Source organism: Methylobacter sp. sgz302048, assembly GCF_052162025.1.
Lineage (GTDB): Bacteria > Pseudomonadota > Gammaproteobacteria > Methylococcales > Methylomonadaceae > Methylobacter.
This window is the reverse complement of sequence record NZ_CP197401.1, coordinates 3915198-3932191: the sequence shown is the minus strand read 5'-3', so window position 1 is coordinate 3932191 and position 16994 is coordinate 3915198. Positions and strand designations below refer to the sequence as shown.

Sequence of the window (16994 nt, the reverse complement as noted above, 5' to 3'; positions counted from 1 at the left end):
GAATGAGAAAAAAGATAGTTTTTTGTTTTTTGCTGAGCGCATTTATAAGTCAGGCTGTAGCCGATGTTTCGCAAAAAAGCAAGGAACTGGATGATGTTCAATCTGATATCAGGGCCGTCGAGCAAAATATGGAACGTATCCAGCAGGAAAAAGATACGTTAAACGCTCAATTGGCAGACATTGAAAGAAAATATGGAGAGACAGTCGCTTTATTGAAAGAGCTGCAAGAACAAATTGATCAGAAGCGGCAAAATCTGAGTCAGACCCAGCTGAACATACAGAGCTATCAGGACGAAGTAAAAAAACATAATAAAGAACTGGCAGGTCAGATAAAAGCAGCCTACGCGATGGGGCAAAAAGAAAAGCTGAAGCTAATGCTGAATCAGCAAGACCCCGCTTTATCAAGCCGGATGATGATATATTACAATTATCTTAATAAGGCTCGCTTACAGAAACTGGCGGACATCGACGAGGCCTTGAGGCATCTGAGTCAGCTGGATAAACAAAAAATAGAAGAAACTGAACTTTTAGAACAAAAACTGGAACAAAAGAAGGCAGAGCAAACAGCTTTGGCTGATGTCAGAAAACGGAGAAATGATGTACTGACGCAATTAAGTCGGGATTTTTCCTCAAATGAACAGCAATTAAATAGCTTGAAAGAAAGCGAAAATGAGTTGATGGCTTTGATTGCCTCATTGCAGGGAGAAAGAACCGATGAGTTCGCTCTTGATGCCGACCAGGCAGGGTCTGCCAGGAATGAAGAAGATCTTCTGGCTCTTAAGAGCGATTCGGTTGACGACCAGGATGGAGCTGCTGAAATTAAGGCGGATTTTTCCAAACTTAAAGGTGACTTTTCCTTACTCAAAGGCCGATTGCCTTGGCCAGTCGAGGGGAGGTTGGCGCAGAAGTTCGGCAGCCCGCGCTCGGAGGGGCTTTGGGATGGCGTATTGATCGAGGCTCGAGAAGGCACCGAAATACATGCCGTCACCAAAGGAGAAGTCGTTTATGCGGAATGGCTCCGGGGTTACGGTTTGTTGACTATCATTGATCATGGCAAGGGGTATATGTCCCTTTACGCTTTCAATCAGAGTCTTTACAAGCGTGTCGGTGAATGGGTGGAAGCGGGTGAGATTATCGCTTCTGTAGGGCAGAGTGGCGGGCGTAGCCAGCCTGGGTTATATTTTGGGATACGCAAGCAAGGCAAGCCGGTCGATCCTCTTGAATGGTGTCGGAAAGTAAGCCAGGATCAAGTTAGTTAATCATTGGATAATATTTTAGGAAATCGTATTCGGAGTTTTAAGATACATGCTAAAAAAGAAGAGCGTTTTTATATTGTTCCTGGGCATTATGCTGGGTGTTTTTGTAGGCACCTGTGGCAGCGTCTTTGCTGATCGGGATAATGCAGAGGTTGCCACTGATACTGAAGCACTGCCATTCGAAGATTTGCGGACATTCACGGAAATTTTTGGTCGGATCAAGCGGGATTATGTAGAACCTGTTTCTGATAAAAAATTACTGGAAGATGCGATTCGCGGCATGTTATCTGGGCTTGATCCTCACTCGGCCTATCTCATTGCAGAAGAGTATCAGGAGTTAAAGGAAGGTACTACAGGGCAATTTGGCGGCCTGGGTATAGAGGTAACGATGGAAAACGGCTTCGTTAAAGTGGTTTCGCCAATTGACGATACGCCTGCTCAAAGAGCGGGTATAAAAACCGGCGATCTTATTGTTCGGCTTGATGATCAGCCGGTTAAAGGCATGTCTTTGAATGATGCAGTCAAAATCATGCGAGGTGAGCCGGGCAGCAAGATTTTACTCACGGTTGTGCGAGAAGGGGAGGAAGCGCCTCTGAAAATAACCATAACCAGAGACATAATAAAAGTTAAAAGTGTAAAAAGCCGGATGCTGGAAAAAGACTATGGCTATGTGCGTATCAGCAGTTTTCAATCCAGAACCGGAGAAAGCCTTAAAGAAGCTATCGCCGACCTGAAAAAGGAAAATGCGAGCAATTTAAAAGGATTGGTGCTGGATCTAAGAAATAACCCCGGAGGCGTATTGAATGCGGCTGTGGAAGTAAGCGATGCGTTCATTAAAAGCGGGCTTATCGTTTATACAGAAGGGCGTATTGAGAATTCTGAGATGCGATTCAATGCTTCTCCTGATGATATTATCGAAGGCGCGCCAATTGTCGTGCTGATTAACGCGGGTTCTGCGTCGGCTTCTGAGATCGTAGCCGGAGCCTTGCAGGATCAAAAACGAGCGGTAATCATCGGTGAGAAATCGTTCGGTAAGGGATCAGTTCAGACTATATTGCCTACAAGCAATGGCGCGGCAGTTAAGTTGACTACTGCGCGGTACTACACCCCTTCAGGAAGATCTATTCAGGCTGAGGGTATTGAGCCGGATATTGCTTTGGCTCGTGTAAAACTGGAGTCAGTGGATAAGTCGGAATTCACGCCTGTGAAAGAATCAGATTTGTCGCATCATTTAACGAATGGCAACAAACGTAAAGATGAGAAAACGAATGTAGAGCAGACGGAAAAGGTTAAGGAAGAAATCCTGGAGCTCAAAGATTATGCAGTACATGAAGCACTGACCTTATTGAAAGGCATCAGCATCATGCATAGATAATCATTAGTCTGGTTTGATATTCTGATAAAAAACCGCCCTTTAGGCGTTGCCTAAAGGGCGGTTTTTTTATGCCAAAATTTAAAGCCATAAAAATTCTGAAAAATTTTGCCAGTACAGATTGGCGGCGCTCAAAGATACGCTGGCGATTTTATGTTTGAACGAAGCGTATTCGCAGCATAACACCCGGATGATCGAGTCGGTTGGCGGAGGGCTGGATGGGGCCGAGGATGTGAAAAGGCCAGGTGGGCATGATGATGCCCACCTGGCTATATTTTAATTGGTGGATTTTTGATAAATGACTGTAAAGTCATTTAGCGTAGACAAAGCTGCAGGCAGGTCTTCAGTTTTTTCAAGACTGAATGCATTGATGCCGACACGCGATAAATAAAATACCTGGTCCGGCATATAGTGTCCTGTCGCTCTGATTTCGCCTGTATATCGATAGCGATTTCTAAGCAGCCATGCATGAGAAAATGCGCGCCCGTCAGCAAAAGCAGGAAAGTTCAGTTCAATCAATTCAATTTTTTTCAGGTCTTCGGCAATGTTGTCAACCGAGTCAGAGGGTTCTAGCCTAACGCCTACCTTTCCATCATGATGCAACAGCTGCTGCTTGTCTTTATTCCAACGAGCCAGTGAAACGCTGATGTTGCCGGCCTTCAGTTCGGCGTCATCAGAAATATAATTCCAGCTTTCATCAATGATCTGCTTGTCTTTAATTATCTGCATAGACTTCTTCTTTGAATGGGGTGATTCCGACCCGTTTTACCATGTCCAGGAATGATTCATCGTCCAGGCGCTGTTTGACATAGACGTCAAGAATAGTCGTCACCACTTTGGCTACCTGGTCTTTGGCAACAGCGGGACCTAATCTTTCGCCAATTGCGGCTTCATTTTCCGAAGATCCGCCTAGCGTCAATTGATACCATTCAACGCCTTTTTTATCAACGCCCAGGATGCCGATGTGTCCGACGCTTTGGTGCGCGCAGCCGTTCATGCAGCCGGACATGTTAATTTTTACATCGCCTATGTCATGGATGTAGTCCATATCATCCAAGGCCTCATTGATTTCTTTGGCAATGCCGATGGAGCTGGCATTGGCCAGTGAGCAAAAGTCAAGGCCCGGGCAGCAGATCATATCGGTCACAGTGCCAATGTTAGGCGTGGCCAGTTTCAGCGCGTCCAGTTTCTGCCATAGCGAAAACAAATCCGCTTGTCTGACATCGGCGAATACCAAGTTCTGTCTGTGGGTGCTCCGGATCAGTCCGAAACTGTATTGATCCGCCAGGTCTGCAACCGCATCAAGCTGCGTATCTGTCATATCGCCGGGAGGTGAGTCCGGGGCTTTAAGCGACAGGAAGGTAATGCGATACCCTGGTACCCTATGGTTAAGGGTGTTATGTTTAACCCAGGTGGCGAAGGCTTTGTTTTCCTGTTGATGCTGCGCAAAGCTGGCGTCTTCCGCGGCGTTGGAATCGTAGGCAGGCGAGGTAAACTGGGCTTTTATCGCTTCAATCCGCTCGGCGCTAAGTTCCAGATTGTCCCTAATCTGCAGCCATTCTTCCTCAACTAACTTGGTAAACTTTTCCAGTCCGGTTTCTTTAACCAGAATCTTGATGCGCGCTTTATATTTATTATCGCGGCGCCCATATAAATTATATATGCGCAATATGGCTTCCAGATAAGACAGCAAATGCTTCTTTTCCAGGTAAGGCCTTATCACTTGGCCGATAATAGGTGTGCGGCCTAAGCCGCCGCCAACGAGCACTTGAAAGCCTACTTCACCTGCATCGTTTTTGACTAGATGCAAGCCTATGTCATGAAATTGAGTGGCGGCTCGATCAAGTTTGGCGCCGCTGACTGCAATCTTGAATTTGCGCGGCAGATAGGCGAATTCAGGATGCAAGGTAGTCCACTGCCGAATGATTTCACAATAAGGGCGAGGATCTTCAAGCTCGTCAGTACAAACGCCGGCCAAGTGGTCTGAAGTCGTGTTTCTCAGGCAGTTGCCGCTCGTTTGAATGGCGTGCATCTGAACACCGGCCAGTTCTTTGAGAATGTCGGGAATTCTTTCTAGTTGCGGCCAGTTAAATTGGATATTTTGACGGGTCGTAAAATGACAATAGCCTTTGTCGTATTCGCGCGCAATATGCGCCAGTTTGCGAAACTGTTTGGAGGAAAGCAGGCCATAGGGTCCGGCTATTCGCAGCATTGGAGAGTGAGTTTGAATATAAACGCCATTCATTAATCTCAATGCGCGAAATTGATCGTCAGATATTTCGCCTTTTAAAAAACGCTCTGTTTGCCTTCTGAACTGGGCTACGCGTTCTTCAATAAGAGTTTGGTCGTCTTCGTTATACTGATACATGGATAGTGTATTTGTTATGCCTGTCGGGCCCGTATTCAAGAATGATTATCATATACTGCGAGCCATAAAATGACAAAGTTTATTATATGGTGGTAGTATTACCGGTTAAGATTCGGTCAGTGTTTATTAACTACTAAAAAATTAGGGGGTTATTTTGTTGCGGTTTTTCTTTCTTCTATTATCGATACTGGTATTGCCCGAAATGGCGATGGCAGCCGAAAAAATTGAAACACTTGGGCTGACGGGGACGGAGCGTGGCATTTACACGGTTCTGATCTTTATTATCGCCTATGGGTTTGTTATGGCTGAGGAATTTACGCATATGCGTAAGTCCAAGCCGGTCATTCTGGCAGCTGGCATTATTTGGGCACATGCTGCTGTTTTAGCGTCTCAAGCAGGCGTTTCAGCACAAGATATGCACGAAGCTTTCGAACACAATTTGAAAGAATACGGTGCATTGATGTTATTCCTTTTAGTTGCGATGACTTATATCAACGCAATGACGGAACGGAATGTGTTTGAAGCCTTGAGGTCCTGGCTGGTAAGAAAACAGTTTGGATACCGTCAACTGTTTTTGATTACTGGCGTGATTACTTTCTTTTTGTCCGCTATAGCGGATAACCTGACGGCCGCATTATTGGTCGGAGCGGTAGTTATGGCGGTAGGTGCTGATAATGCGAAGTTTGTCAGCCTTGGCTTCATTAATATTGTTGTTGCGGCTAATGCGGGCGGCGCTTTCTGTCCTTTCGGCGACATTACTACGCTGATGGTCTGGCAGGCAGAATATGTCCAGTTCTTCGACTTCTTCAAGCTTTTCATACCTTCAATGGTGAACTACGGCGTTCCAGCGGCATTTATGTATTTTGCCGTGCCCGATGAGCAACCTCAGGCTACCAGTGAACAAGCGGTGCAGTTAAAGCCCGGAGCGATCCAGGTTTGCGTATTATTCTTGCTGACGATTGTTACAGCGGTAAGCTTTCATCAGGTTCTGCATTTGCCGCCTTTTATGGGCATGATGGTTGGCCTTTCCGCATTGATGATTTATGGATACAGCATCAATATCATGTATTCATCACAGGGCCAGCGGTTTGATATTTTTAATAAAGTCCGTGATGCTGAATGGGATACCTTATTCTTCTTCTTCGGCGTTGTGTTCGCTGTAGGCGGATTAGGATACATCGGTTATCTTGAACTGCTGTCAGGCGCTTTATACGATGGTTTGGGACAGACAACTGCCAATATCCTGGTCGGTCTGATTTCAGCGGTTGTCGATAACATCCCTGTCATGTTTGCAGTGCTGAATATGAATTTGGATATGAATCTTTATCAGTGGTTGCTGGTTACCCTGACTGCAGGCGTAGGCGGTTCCTTGCTGTCAGTGGGTTCAGCTGCGGGCGTCGCCTTGATGGGGCAATCCAATCATAAATACACCTTCTTCAGTCACTTGAAATGGACGCCAGCGATTGCTGCCGGTTATGTCGGAAGTATCGTTGTTCATTACTTGATTAATGGCTGAAATTTCTAACATGCACCGCATGAAAATGCGGTGCTTTCTCGCTGGCAAGGTCAATGGCAGCTGAAAAAAGTTGGCGGTCGGCCTTTTCTGTTTATGCTCAGCCGCGCGTGCTGAGCATGATGCTTCTCGGTTTTTCAGCCGGGTTGCCTTTTCTATTAGTCTTTTCCACGTTATCTGCCTGGTTAAGGGATGAGGGCGTGACTCGTTCCGTCATCGGTTTTTTTAGCTGGGTGGGGCTGACTTATTCAATAAAAATATTCTGGGCTCCTGTGATCGACAGGCTGCGACTGCCTTTGTTCACTAGGTTATTGGGTAAAAGGCGAGGCTGGATGTTTCTTGCTCAATTGGGAATCATGGTTGGTCTGGCAGGTATGGCGAGTTCGGATTCGCACACGCAATTACAACAGATTGCTTTATTTGCCGTATGGGTGGCATTTTGCTCGGCTACGCAAGATGTCGTTATTGATGCCTACCGCATTGAGGCTGTCAAACCGGAATACCAGGGGGCAATGGCGGCAACTTATGTGTTAGGGTATCGAATTGCGTTGCTGGTATCTGGTGCGGGCGCTTTTTATATTGCGGATTATTCGAACTGGAAATTGGCTTACTTTGCCATGGCGGCAGCAATGCTTGTCGGCATAGTCACGACGCTCTGTTTAAGCGAGCCTGAGCACAAGCAAGCTAAAGCCGTGGAAACCCTTGAGAGTAAGCTTGAGATGGCATTGGGCGTGAAAAAGCGTCAGAATGTCTGGCAGCGTGTGCTGGCAAGTATTTCCGATGCTGTTTTGAGTCCGTTTGTGGAGTTTTTCAGCCGCAACGGCGCCGTTGGTCTGTTGATTCTGACGCTTATTGCAGTTTACAAAATGAGCGATATCACAATGGGGGTAATGGCGAATCCGTTTTACCTTGATTTGGGTTTTAGTAAAAAAGAGATTGCTGAAATCAGCAAGGTTTTTGGTTTTTTTATGACCATTGCTGGCGCAACCTTGGGCGGCTTATTAGTGGTCAGATATGGTGTTATGCGCCCCTTGCTGTTAGGCGCCATTATAGTGGCGAGTACTAATCTGCTATTTGCCGTTTTGGCGATCAGTGAGCCTAGCCTATGGTTGTTGGCAGGCGTAATAAGTGCCGATAATTTAAGCGGCGGTATAGCGACCTCCGTTTTTATTGCGTATCTTTCCAGTCTGACAAACACAGCCTATACCGCCACACAGTATGCTTTATTCAGTTCCCTGATGACATTGCCGGCGCAGCTTTTGGGTGGTTTATCCGGCATTATTGTTGATACTTACGGCTATTATGTATTTTTTATTTACGCGTCAGCCGTAGGTTTGCCAGCTATTATTCTGGTGCTGGTACTGATGCGTTATCAATATTTGACTCAAGCTCGTAATCATAGTCCATAATAAGCGGTGCATGGTCGGAGAAGCGTTCTTCTTTATAGATTGATACGGCTTTCACTTTGTCTTTGAGGCTGGCGCTAATAATCTGATAATCAATACGCCAGCCTACGTTTTTCTTCCAGGCTTGGCCTCTGTGCGACCACCAGGTATATTGTTCGGCTTCTTGATTAATCAGTCTGAAAGCGTCCAGCCAGTGATTGCTGGCGAATAACTGGGTCAGCCAAGCTCTTTCTTCCGGCAAAAAACCCGAGTTTTTCTGATTGCCCCGCCAGTTTTTCAAGTCGATCTCTTTATGGGCAATGTTCCAGTCGCCGCAGATAATGTAATCTCTCCCGCTTTGCGCGCACTCTTGCAGATAGGGCTGAAAGCGATCCATGAATTTAAACTTTATTTGCTGTCGCTCTTCTCCAGAGGTGCCGGATGGCAAGTAAAGTGATATCACGCTGAGTTTGCCAAATCGCGCTTCGATGAAGCGGCCTTCTGCATCGATGTCGGGCCAGCCTATGCCTCTTATAATTTTATCGGGTTGTTTTTTGCTGTAGATCGCCACGCCGCTATAGCCTTTTTTCTCCGCGTCATGATAGAAGCAGTGATAACCGGCCGGGCAGAAGAGCTCGGGGTTTAGCTGGTATAGTTGGGCTTTTGTTTCTTGTATGCAGATGATGTCGGCATTTTGTAAGTGCATCCATTTGAAAAAGCCCTTGCTCTCTGCCGAGCGAATGCCGTTGGCATTTAGTGTAATAATGCGCATGCGTATAAATTGAGTTGCGGTTTTAGTATGAAAAACGTATTATACGGGGTTCTTCAATAAGTATGTAGCCCGTCCATGGGTAATGTGAAAGTGATATGAAACCAGAAATTCATCCTGAATATAAACAAATTACCGTAACATGTGGTTGTGGTAATACATTTGAAACGGGTTCTGTACTAAAAGGTGACTTGCTTATAGAGGTTTGCTCCTCATGTCACCCTTTCTATACAGGCAAACAGCGCGTTGTTGATACAGCGGGTCGCGTTGATAAATTCCGTAAAAAATACGGCAAATAACTTTTTGGGTTTTTTGTTCCTGCAGTCTATAGATATAGCTCAGCAATTTCAGAAAACGCTGGCTGTATCTAAGCTTTAAAAAAGCTGTTCAATTAAATATATAGCAGCGGCAGAGATAGTTACACATCAAAAAAGCTGGGGTTGTTCTTATGGCCCCAGTTTTAGTTCTCAATATTTGTATGCTGTACGTCAGCGTATTCTAAAACAGGGCTTCAATCGGTTTCTCATGAGGCTGACTATAGTCACTGGGTAAATTTTCAAACACTGGCGCGGATTGATTCGGGGCGTGCTCGGCCTGAAAAAATTCCCATATTCCATTTCGGCTTCCTTCGGGCGTCAGCAGACCTGTCTGAGGATCGATAAATGCTTTTACTATGCCTTCAGGCACATCAAAGGGAATTTCAGGTGTGTTTTTCAGCGCTGTCTGCATAAATTCTATCCACATCGGCAAGGCAGTGGCGCCGCCTGTTTCAAGATTTCCTAATGACGCATAGTTGTCAAATCCAACCCATGCTGTAGCTGCGATCGAAGGGGTATATCCATTGAACCAGGCGTCGCGCTGTTCGTTGGTTGTACCCGTCTTGCCGGCCAGATCCTGCCTTTCCAGAACTTTTGCGCGAGTTGCCGTGCCATGTTGAACAACGTCTTTTAACAAGGAATTCATAAGAAAATTAATTCTTGGTGAAATAATCCGCGGGGCATAGGTTTTATTCAATTCCTGGTTGCTATCGCACGACGGGCAGGCAACTCTGGGTTTTGCCTGATAGATGACTTCGCCCTCATTGGATTCAATGCGTTCAATGAAATAGGGCTTAATAAGAAAACCGCCATTAGCGAATGCGGCGTAAGCTCTTGCCATTTGCAGCGGTGATGCATAGCCGCTGCCTAATGCCAGAGAAAGGCTTTTGGGCAATTGCTCATGTGTAAAGCCAAAACGCAAAGCCGTGGAGACGGCTTTTTCAATGCCTATTGCTTTCAAAAGGCGAATGGAAATAATGTTTCTCGAGTGAGTTAGAGCTGATCTAATGCTGGTGGGGCCAAAAAACTTTCGGTTGTAATTTTCAGGGCGCCATTCCTCGTTTTCCTGGCTTTGATCCTCAACGACAATGGGGGCGTCGTTGATAAAGCTGGCCGTGGTATAGCCTTCCTCTAGCGCCGCGGTGTAAATGATGGGTTTAAAGCCCGATCCCGGCTGTCTTTTGGCTTGGGTGGCGCGATTGTATTTGTTGTGAGAGAAGTCGAAACCACCGGATAATGCCAGGATTGCGCCATTGATGGGATTTATTGAAACAAAAGCCCCTTCCGCTCCGGGAACTTGAGTTAAAGCCCAGGTATCGTTTTTCAATTGCCGAACCCGAATGATGTCTCCGGGCTTTAGAAAGCTTTTTACAGTATTCTGAGCCCATTTGATATTTTCCCAGGGAATTTCAATGGTGACGTTATTTTGAAGTCTGGCAGTAGCCGTGCTTTTATCGACGCTTACAATATAGGCCGGCAGGGTATCGCCGATAATGGGAATGTCTCTGAAATTGTTGACTGTATTGATGCTTGCATGAGGTACTGAATGATATCCGTGACGCTCATCATAAGCGTGTAATGTATTTCTAAGCGCCTGATCAGCCGTTGTCTGCAATGATGAGTCGATCGTTGTGTAGACTTTAAAACCCGATGTATACGCTTCTTCACCGTATTTATCGAAAAGCTTTTGTCTGACCATTTCAGCTAAGTAGGGCGCTGAAAGCTCAGGCAATACGTATTGCAGTTTTGCGGTTGAAGGCTGGTTAGCGGCGCTTTCAAATTCCTGCTGAGTTATATAGTTAAGCTCAAGCATCCTTCGTAAAACATAATTGCGCCTTTGCAGCGCCCGAGTCTCATTGGTGATCGGATTATACGCCGATGGGGCTTTAGGCAAGCCGGCGATCATGGCGTGTTCAGCAAGCGTCAGCTCATTAAGGGCTCTGCCGTAATACGTCTGGGCGGCGGCTGCAATGCCGTAGGCTCTATGGCCCATGTAGATCTGATTCAAATAAAGCTCAAGGATTTGCTTCTTTGAATATTCGTTTTCTATTTTTAGCGCCAGAATAATTTCTTTTATTTTCCGGATATATGTTTTTTCCCTGCCAAGCAGAAAGTTACGCGTGACCTGCATGGTGATCGTACTGCCGCCTTGTCTTTTTTTTCCGGTCAAAGCCAATTGTATGGCGGCTCGCAATAAGCCCTTATAGTCAACGCCGGGATGCTTAAAGAAGCGTTCATCTTCGGCTGCCAGAAAAGCATCAATAAGCTGCTTGGGAACCTCATCAATTTTGATTGGAGTGCGCTTTTTCTCTCCAAATTGAGCAATAAGAAGATTATCTTTGCTGTAAATGCTGAAAGGGATCTGATACTGAACATTGTGCAGGGCTTTTATGTCCGGCAGTTCCATTGATAATTTTTGATACAGCAAATAGCCGGCGAGCGCTAAGCAGGCGCTGATCGCTATAAAAAAAGCAATCAATCCCATCAAAATTTTTCCGCACAGCATTTTTATAGTCACAAGTAAGCCTGAATAAAATCTACGTTATAGAGGAACTACAGCTTATCAAGAATAACAAGATCTTCCAGTCAAATGCCGATTGCAGCAATCTTCGCTCGAGTATAGTGGAACCGGTCACACAAATAAATTGGATATTTTGCGCATCAAAATAAAAAAATAAAAAACACTACTATACTTCTGACAGTGATTAGTTTTTTGACTGCTGAACATACGAGAGACAGGCTTTCAATTTATGCAATACATTCATAATCAAGTTTTCCGAGAGTTAATTCATGAGCTGGTTTAATCAAAAACAGAATGCTGTTCTTGGTGTTGATGTAAGTACAGCTGCAGTAAAGTTACTGGAATTGAGCAAGGTCGGGGCTCGTTACCGGGTCGAGAATTATGCGGTAGCGTCTTTGCCGCAAGACGCCATCATTGATAAAAATATCGCCAATATCGATGTTATAGCTGACGCCATAAAAGTTGCATTAAAGCAGTCCGGGTCAAAGCTCAAGCAAGCGGCTGTAGCAGTTGCCGGTTCGGCTGTCATGACAAAAATTATAACCATGCCTGCTTCACTATCCAGCGATGAAATGGAAGAGCAGATCATGGTTGAGGCTGATCAATACATACCTTATTCCCTTGATGAAGTTAATCTCGACTTTGAAGTGCAAGGCGAAAATGAAAATAATCCGGACATGGTCGATGTGCTGCTTGCCGCCTCAAGAAAGGAAAATGTGGACGACCGGGTTGAGGCATTAGCGAAAGCCGGTTTGAAGGCCAGAGTGGTCGATGTAGAGGCATTCGCAATGGAAAACGCATTTACATTGCTCGCCGATCAATTGCCGGATTCATTAGAAGGACGAACCATCGCCATCGCCGACATAGGGGCAACAATGGCCACCTTAAACGTTCTTCATGATTGCCGCACCGTATATACGAGGGAGCAAGGATTTGGAGGGAGGCAGCTGACTGAAGAAATTCAGCGCAGATATGGTTTGTCTTATGAAGAAGCCGGTTTGGCAAAAAAACACGGCGGATTGCCGGACAATTATGCCACTGATGTACTTGAGCCGTTTAAAAGGGCTATGGTGCAGCAAATTGCTCGGTCATTACAGTTCTTTGTCTCGTCAAGTGCGAATAGAGGCATCGACAGCATCATTCTGGCTGGCGGTTGCGCTTCAATTCCCGGTGTGGAAAAGCTGGTTGAACAAAGCTTAGGCGTGCCTACCTACATTGCCAATCCTTTCATCAACATGGCCTTATCCAATCGAGTGAAACCACAGGTATTGAGTAATGATGCTCCGGCAATGATGATTGCCTGCGGGTTGGCATTAAGGAGCTTTGACTAATGACAAAGATCAATTTACTTCCTTGGCGCGAAGAGCTGCGTAAGCAAAAAAAGCAGGATTTTATAAATGTGATTGTCTTATCAGTTCTGCTCACGATTGCTGTTCTTGGGCTGGTTCACTTCTATATTGAAGGGCTGAAAGAATACCAGGAGCGAAGAAATAAAATGCTGCAGGATGAAATCGCGTTGCTGGACAAAAAAATTCAGGAAATCAAGGATATTGAAGAGAAAAAAAGCAAGTTGCTGGCCAAAATTGATGTGATTCAGCGACTGCAGGAAAGTCGCCCGGAGATCGTACATTTATTCGATGAAATCGCTCGAACGACACCTGAAGGCGTCTTTCTTACCAAATTCACCCAAACCGCATCCGACCTAACTTTTGATGGCAAGTCGCAATCGAACGCGAGAGTTTCTGCTTTCATGCGCGCGATAGATATATCGCCTTGGCTGCAAATGCCAAAGCTTGATGTGATTCAGTCGAAGGACAAAACCAATTCTGAACAGTTAAGTGATTTCACAATGCATGCGAAGCAGGGCAAGCAAAAGGCCGAAGACGTGAATGGGGAGGTGACCAATGAATCTGTCAGACATTAATTGGGATTTTAACGCGGCCGGCACATGGCCATCAACCATCAAGGCGGCAATCGTTTTACTGATATGTTCTGTAGTGGCCGGCGGAGGCATTTACTATGACACCGTTGACCAGTTAGAGGAGCTTGAAAATATTGAGCAGCAGGAGAAGGACTTAAGGCTCACGTTTGAAACGAAACAAAAAAAGGCGGTCAATCTCCAGGATTACCGGGATCAGTTAGCGCAAATTGAAGTTTCATTACATGAAATGCTCAGGCAGATGCCCACTAAGGAAGAAGTTGCAAGCCTGCTCATTGATATTTCACAGACAGGATTGGCGAGCGGCCTGGAATTCAGATTGTTTAAGCCGGCCGCTGCCGTGAACAAAGATTTTTACTCAGAGTTGCCGATTAATATTGAGGTAATAGGGAAATACGAGGAATTGGGCTTGTTTGTAAGTGGGGTGGCTGCTCTGCCCAGAATTGTGACCGTGCATGATGTCAATATTGTTCCTATCGATAAAAGCAAAGGCAAAGATAAAGACAAGTATGAAGCGGGAGACATGTTGATGAATGCGACGATAAAGACCTATAACGAAAACGTTGATAAAGCGGTCTCCAGCGTCAAGAAGAGAAGGGGGAAAAAATAATGGGACGCAAAGGTTTGCCATTATTGATTAGCAGGCGGACGGGTATACAGATAAGCTGCACCGTTTTTCTCATTCTATTGGCAGGGTGCGGAAATGACGATTTTTCAGATCTGAATCGTTATATCTCCGAAGTGAAAGCCAGGCCTAAAGGTCCGATTGAGCCATTGCCCGAAATTAAAGTTGTTGAGCCATTCATCTTTAAGCCGGAGGGGTTGCGTGACCCATTCAGGCCGCTGGAACAGACTGAGCAGGCGGATGGGGCGGATGTTGGAACAGGTAGCGGTATAAAACCCGATACTTCCCGTCGTAAAGAAGAACTGGAGGCGTTCTCTCTGGACAGTTTAAGAATGGTGGGCACTGTGGTTATGAAGTCAGGTTTGTGGGGGCTGATAAAAGCAAGTGACGGTACGATTCATCGCGTTCGGGTTGGGAATTATATGGGAAAAAATTATGGAAAAATTATACGGATATCCAACGATAAAATTGAACTGACGGAAATCGTTCCTGACAAGCCGGGATCATGGCGCGAACAATCCGCTTCATTAGCTTTGTCAGAGTGATTTCGAGGATAACAAAATGAATAATAAACATAGTGACATTATGTTGAATAGAATGGGACGTTCCCTATGGGCGCGCATCGGCTTAAGCTTATTTTTATTTATATTCCAAATTGCAACCGCGCAAGCCGGTGGCGTATCCGTTCAGGGTATAGATATCGCGACCTTGCCCGGCGATAAACTGCAGATACAACTGGAAATGAACGGTGCAGCCGTTGAACCTAAAGTCTTTCATACGGATAATCCTGCCAGGATTGCCCTGGATTTTCCTGGAGTGAAAAATGCGTTGGATAAAAAGGAATATCCGATAAACCAAGGGGCCGCACGTAACATTTACGTGGCGGAAGGGGCCGATAGAGTGCGTATCGTACTCAATCTGGTTGAATCCGTGCCTTTCGATACCAAAGTGATCGGCAATAAAGTGCAGCTTACTTTAACCAGCGCAAAAGCAGTTATGCCTGAACGGTCTGCTCCGGTTGTTCAAAAGCCTGCAACAACTTTAGTATCCAGTTTAATGCCTGAGCAGGTTATCAGAGGACTGGATTTCAAGCGCGGAGAGAGGGGCGAAGGGCGCATACTGGTTTCTTTGGCAAATCCCAATACCATCGTAAACAGCAAGGAAGAAGGCGGGAAAGTTGTTATCAGTTTCCTGAATACGCAATTGCCGGGTAATCTGGAGAAAAAACTCGATGTATCCGATTTTGCAACACCGGTCAGGTCTATCGATGCTGTTTCGTCAAACAATGACTCCGCCATTACAGTGTCGCTACAGAATAGTCTTTATGATTATTCACTTTTTCAGTCAGAAGGATTATTGACTGTTGAGTTCAGACCAATAACTGCTGAAGAAAAAGAAGCGGTTGATAAAAAGAGAGCGAAATACACCGGTGACAGGTTGTCTTTGAATTTTCAGGAGATCGATGTTCGTAGCGTTATTGCGGTCTTGGCTGAATTTACCGGGCAGAATGTGGTTGCCGGCGACGACGTTACTGGAACCGTTACCTTGAAACTGGATGATGTGCCCTGGGATGAAGCTCTGGACTTCATCATGATGACCAAGGATCTGGAAAAGTATGAGACAGGCAATGTCACATTGATTGCACCACAAGGCAAGATTAAGAAATATAAGGAAGAACAGCAAAAAACAGAGACTGTCGTTGAACAGTTAGAGCCTTTAGTAACCGAATACCTCAAAATTAATTATGCTAAAGCAGAGGACTTTAGAAACTTATTGTATGGGCAAGATGCCAGTGCCGTAGGTAGCTGTTCCCGTATTACCAAGTCAGAGCTTGAATCATCCGGCGGCAATCAAAGCCAAAATCAAGGTCAAAATCAATACCAAAATCAATTCCAAAACCCATTCCAGAACCAAGGTCAAGACCAAGGTCAAAATCAGGGCTTCGGAGACCTGGGAAATAATTCAGGCTCTAATAATGATCGCTTGGTGTTGCTCTCCGCTCGAGGATCTGCCGTTGTAGATTCAAGAACCAACACGCTGATTGTGCGCGAAACAGCAAAACGTCTGGAAGAAGTAAAAAAATTGATACGCAAACTGGATATTCCGGTGCGTCAGGTTATGATTGAGTCAAGAATCGTCATTGCATCCAATACATTTGCGAAAGAACTGGGAGTGAGGTTTGGTGTGGCAAAACAAGCCGAAGCCGGTTCCGGTAAGGTATTCGCTGTTGGCGGCCGGGGAACCCGAGGCAACGGCAATGCTCAAGTCGATGAGGATGGCAACATTGGTACGCTAAATGATGCGCTGGTGGATCTGGCTACAACGTCTAATCCTTATGGCGCTTTAGGCATGACCTTGGCAAGAGGTGCGGATTATGTGTTAAATCTTGAATTGTCGGCGTTGCAGGATCAAGGGCGCGGCGAACTCATCTCCAATCCGAGAGTCATGACCTCTGACCGCTGCCTGGCAGTGATTCAACAGGGCGCCAAAATTCCTTACTTGTCTTCAAGCGCTAATACCGGAACAAATACCGTATTCGTTGATGCTGTGTTGCAACTGGGCGTATTGCCTCAGATAACGCCTAACGGTAGCGTGATCATGGGCTTATATATCACTAAAAACACGCTGGGCGAAGAAGCGACAGAACTTGGCGACCGTATGATTGACAAGCGGGAGCTTAGAACCAGTGTGCAAGTGAACGATGGCGAGACGGTTGTGCTCGGCGGCGTCTTTGAAGAAGAGATAAATAACGATACTAACAAAGTGCCGTTTTTTGCAGACCTGCCTGGCATAGGCTTCCTGTTTAAGCGTACATTCAATCAGGATGATAAAAGGGAATTGCTGATTTTCGTAACACCAAAAATTGTCAAAGACGCATTATCATCTTATTGATAGCTTCTACTTGGAGCAAAAAGGGGGCATAATGCCC

14 protein-coding genes are annotated in these 16994 nt (G+C 45.6%); 10 read left to right on the top strand and 4 right to left on the bottom strand.

Translation table 11 applies throughout. From position 1 onward, the window contains the following. Positions 1-2 precede the first annotated feature (2 nt). Together ACTNE6_RS17615 and ACTNE6_RS17610 are read left to right on the top strand one after the other, a co-directional pair. Entirely contained in the window at positions 3-1259 is a 1257-nt protein-coding gene (locus ACTNE6_RS17615) for a murein hydrolase activator EnvC family protein (protein WP_442497676.1), read from the top strand. A 46-nt stretch (positions 1260-1305) separates the two neighbouring features. After that, positions 1306-2631, top strand: a complete 1326-nt coding sequence (locus ACTNE6_RS17610; RefSeq protein ID WP_442497675.1) for a S41 family peptidase — start codon at positions 1306-1308, stop codon at positions 2629-2631. 273 nt (positions 2632-2904) lie between these two features. On the opposite strand, the gene ACTNE6_RS17605 is transcribed toward ACTNE6_RS17610, so the two are convergent. Both ACTNE6_RS17605 and ACTNE6_RS17600 read right to left on the bottom strand, forming a co-directional pair. Further along, entirely contained in the window at positions 2905-3357 is a 453-nt protein-coding gene (locus ACTNE6_RS17605; protein ID WP_442497674.1) for a DUF934 domain-containing protein, read from the bottom strand. Next, complete coding sequence (locus tag ACTNE6_RS17600; RefSeq protein ID WP_442497673.1) at positions 3344-4996, bottom strand: nitrite/sulfite reductase; 1653 nt, start codon at positions 4994-4996, stop codon at positions 3344-3346. Before ACTNE6_RS17600 ends, ACTNE6_RS17605 begins: the two co-directional genes overlap by 14 nt. Before the next feature lie 208 nt (positions 4997-5204). On the opposite strand from ACTNE6_RS17600, the gene nhaD reads away from it, so the two are divergent. Beyond that, the gene (gene nhaD / locus ACTNE6_RS17595; protein ID WP_194968232.1) at positions 5205-6512 is read left to right on the top strand and encodes a sodium:proton antiporter NhaD; all 1308 of its coding nucleotides are present in this window, start codon (positions 5205-5207) and stop codon (positions 6510-6512) included. A 53-nt stretch (positions 6513-6565) separates the two neighbouring features. Then, positions 6566-7918 (top strand): AmpG family muropeptide MFS transporter, encoded by a 1353-nt coding sequence (locus ACTNE6_RS17590; RefSeq protein ID WP_194968233.1) that lies wholly within the window; start codon positions 6566-6568, stop codon positions 7916-7918. Here the strand turns inward: ACTNE6_RS17590 and ACTNE6_RS17585 are convergent. Next, entirely contained in the window at positions 7854-8666 is an 813-nt protein-coding gene (locus tag ACTNE6_RS17585; protein ID WP_442497672.1) for an exodeoxyribonuclease III, read from the bottom strand. The two genes, ACTNE6_RS17590 and ACTNE6_RS17585, sit on opposite strands and share 65 nt — an antisense overlap. Positions 8667-8761: 95 nt before the next feature. Here ACTNE6_RS17585 and rpmE point away from each other — a divergent pair, with 95 nt between their 5' ends. After that, on the top strand, positions 8762-8962 hold the full coding sequence (rpmE, locus tag ACTNE6_RS17580; RefSeq protein ID WP_194968235.1) for a 50S ribosomal protein L31: 201 nt from the start codon (positions 8762-8764) through the stop codon (positions 8960-8962). A 199-nt stretch (positions 8963-9161) separates the two neighbouring features. Here rpmE and ACTNE6_RS17575 read toward each other — a convergent pair whose 3' ends face one another. Beyond that, positions 9162-11465, bottom strand: coding sequence for a penicillin-binding protein 1A (locus ACTNE6_RS17575; protein ID WP_442497671.1), 2304 nt, complete (start codon positions 11463-11465; stop codon positions 9162-9164). 305 nt (positions 11466-11770) lie between these two features. Between ACTNE6_RS17575 and ACTNE6_RS17570 the strand changes: the two genes are divergently transcribed. The 5 genes from ACTNE6_RS17570 to pilQ are packed head-to-tail and all read left to right on the top strand — an operon-like array spanning position 11771 to position 16957. Next, positions 11771-12832 carry a pilus assembly protein PilM gene (locus tag ACTNE6_RS17570; RefSeq protein ID WP_194968236.1) on the top strand — a complete coding sequence of 354 codons (1062 nt, stop codon included), beginning with the start codon at positions 11771-11773 and terminating at the stop codon, positions 12830-12832. Beyond that, complete coding sequence (locus ACTNE6_RS17565; RefSeq protein WP_194968237.1) at positions 12832-13425, top strand: PilN domain-containing protein; 594 nt, start codon at positions 12832-12834, stop codon at positions 13423-13425. The genes ACTNE6_RS17570 and ACTNE6_RS17565 overlap by 1 nt, the downstream gene beginning before the upstream one ends. Beyond that, on the top strand, positions 13406-14050 hold the full coding sequence (locus ACTNE6_RS17560; protein ID WP_442497670.1) for a type 4a pilus biogenesis protein PilO: 645 nt from the start codon (positions 13406-13408) through the stop codon (positions 14048-14050). Before ACTNE6_RS17565 ends, ACTNE6_RS17560 begins: the two co-directional genes overlap by 20 nt. Further along, positions 14050-14610, top strand: coding sequence for a pilus assembly protein PilP (locus tag ACTNE6_RS17555; protein ID WP_194968239.1), 561 nt, complete (start codon positions 14050-14052; stop codon positions 14608-14610). Before ACTNE6_RS17560 ends, ACTNE6_RS17555 begins: the two co-directional genes overlap by 1 nt. 16 nt (positions 14611-14626) lie before the next feature. Then, positions 14627-16957, top strand: a complete 2331-nt coding sequence (gene pilQ, locus ACTNE6_RS17550; protein ID WP_194968240.1) for a type IV pilus secretin family protein — start codon at positions 14627-14629, stop codon at positions 16955-16957. Positions 16958-16994: the final 37 nt, after the last annotated feature.